The organism is Microvirga arvi, assembly GCF_016892765.1.
GTDB lineage: Bacteria > Pseudomonadota > Alphaproteobacteria > Rhizobiales > Beijerinckiaceae > Microvirga > Microvirga arvi.
On record NZ_JAFEMD010000162.1, the window covers coordinates 1 to 1702 of the forward strand.

The window sequence follows — 1702 nt, forward strand, 5'->3', positions numbered from 1 at the left end:
GCCGGGCGGGGGGTTCGCGGCCGGGGTCACGATGTCGATTGCCCTTATCCTCCAGTACATGGCGGGCGGGACCCGCTGGATCGAGGCGCGGCTGCGGATCCGTCCCGTCAGTTGGATCGGCCTCGGCCTGCTCTGCGCCGTCCTCACGGGGGCTGGGGCCTGGCTGTTCGGCCACCCGTTCCTGACCTCTTACTTCCGGTACCTGGACCTGCCCGCCATCGGCAAGGTGCCGGCCGCCACCGCGCTCCTGTTCGACCTCGGCGTCTTCGCGGTCGTCGTCGGGGCCACGGTGCTCATCCTCATCGCCCTGGCGCACCAGTCGATCCGCCGCCCGAAGCCCGCGCCGGGGCTGGCTCCTGCCGCTGAGAAGGAGAACGCATGATGGAGCTCATCTTCGCACTCGCGGTCGGGGTCCTGACCGCCTCCGGCGTCTGGCTGCTGCTGCGTCCGCGCACCTTTCAGGTCATCATCGGCCTGTCGCTGCTCTCCTATGCGGTGAATCTGTTCATCTTCGGCATGGGCCGCCTTCGGGTCGGGGCGGCACCGGTCCTGGGGAACAGCGAGGCCATCGACCCGGCCCTCTACGCCGATCCCCTGCCGCAGGCGCTGGTCCTCACCGCCATCGTCATCAGCTTCGCGACGACGGCCCTGTTCCTCGTAGTCCTGCTGGCCTCGCGCGGCCTCACGGGCACCGACCACGTCGACGGCCGGGAGGACGGGCAATGACGGGCATGCTCGACCATCTGATCATCGTGCCGATCCTGCTGCCGCTCGTCTCGGGAGCCGTCATGCTGCTCCTCAACGAACGCCGCCGCACCGTGAAGAGCGGGATCGGGATCGCGACCACGGTGGTCCTGCTGATCGTATCGGTCACGCTGCTTCGCGTGGCCGACATGGCTCCTGCGGCATCGGGCGGATCGGTCGCAAAGGTGTACCAGCTCGGCAACTGGCCCGCCCCCTTCGGCATCATGCTGGTGCTGGACCGTCTCTCCGCCCTCATGCTGGTTCTGACCAGCGTGCTCGGCATCGCGTCGCTGCTGTATTCGCTCGCGCGCTGGCACCGCGCCGGGCCGCGGTTCCACACGCTCTTCCAACTCCAGCTCATGGGCCTCAACGGCGCCTTCCTGACCGGAGACCTCTTCAACCTCTTCGTGTTCTTCGAGGTTCTGCTCACCGCCTCCTACGGCCTCGTCCTGCACGGGGATGGCACCGCCCGCGTCAGAGCAGGCCTTGCCTACATCGCCGTCAACCTGGCAGCCTCCCTGCTCTTCCTGATCGGCGCCAGCCTGGCCTACGGCGTCACGGGCACGCTCAACATGGCGGATCTCGCCAGTCGCATCCCTGCCCTCACGCCAGGCGATGCGGCGCTGTTCGTAGCCGCGGCGGCGATCCTCGGCACGGCCTTCCTGATGAAGGCGGGCGCCTGGCCGCTCAACTTCTGGCTTCCAACCACCTATGCGGCGGTCTCCGCGCCGGCGGCCGCCATCTTCGCCGTCATGAGCAAGCTAGGCGTCTACGTCATCCTCCGCCTGTGGACGCTGGTGTTCGGTCCGGAGGCGGGTCCGCTCGCCGGATTCGGCGGGCAATGGCTGCTCGTCGGCGGCATGCTGACCATGGCGTTCGGCACGATCGGCATCCTGGCCTCGCAGACCCTGTCGCGGCTGGCCGGGTGCAGCGTGCTCGTCTCCTCCGGAACGGTGAT

3 protein-coding genes are annotated in these 1702 nt (G+C 68.6%); all 3 read left to right on the forward strand.

Annotation, left to right across the window (positions count from 1 at the left end; all coding sequences use genetic code 11):
- On the forward strand, positions 1 to 382 hold a 382-nt coding region (locus ILT44_RS30260; protein ID WP_204243311.1), incomplete at its 5' end, for an MnhB domain-containing protein.
- Positions 382 to 726 carry a Na+/H+ antiporter subunit C gene (locus ILT44_RS30265; protein ID WP_204243313.1) on the forward strand — a complete coding sequence of 115 codons (345 nt, stop codon included), beginning with the start codon at positions 382 to 384 and terminating at the stop codon, positions 724 to 726. The genes ILT44_RS30260 and ILT44_RS30265, both read left to right, overlap by 1 nt.
- The coding region (locus ILT44_RS30270) for a monovalent cation/H+ antiporter subunit D (RefSeq protein ID WP_204243312.1) at positions 723 to 1702 on the forward strand (980 nt) is incomplete at its 3' end. The genes ILT44_RS30265 and ILT44_RS30270, both read left to right, overlap by 4 nt.

Excerpts from the sequence above, each read along its gene's own strand:
- ILT44_RS30265 (WP_204243313.1), top strand. The coding sequence starts at position 382 with ATGGAGCTCATCTTCGCACTCGCGGTCGGGGTCCTGACCGCCTCCGGC.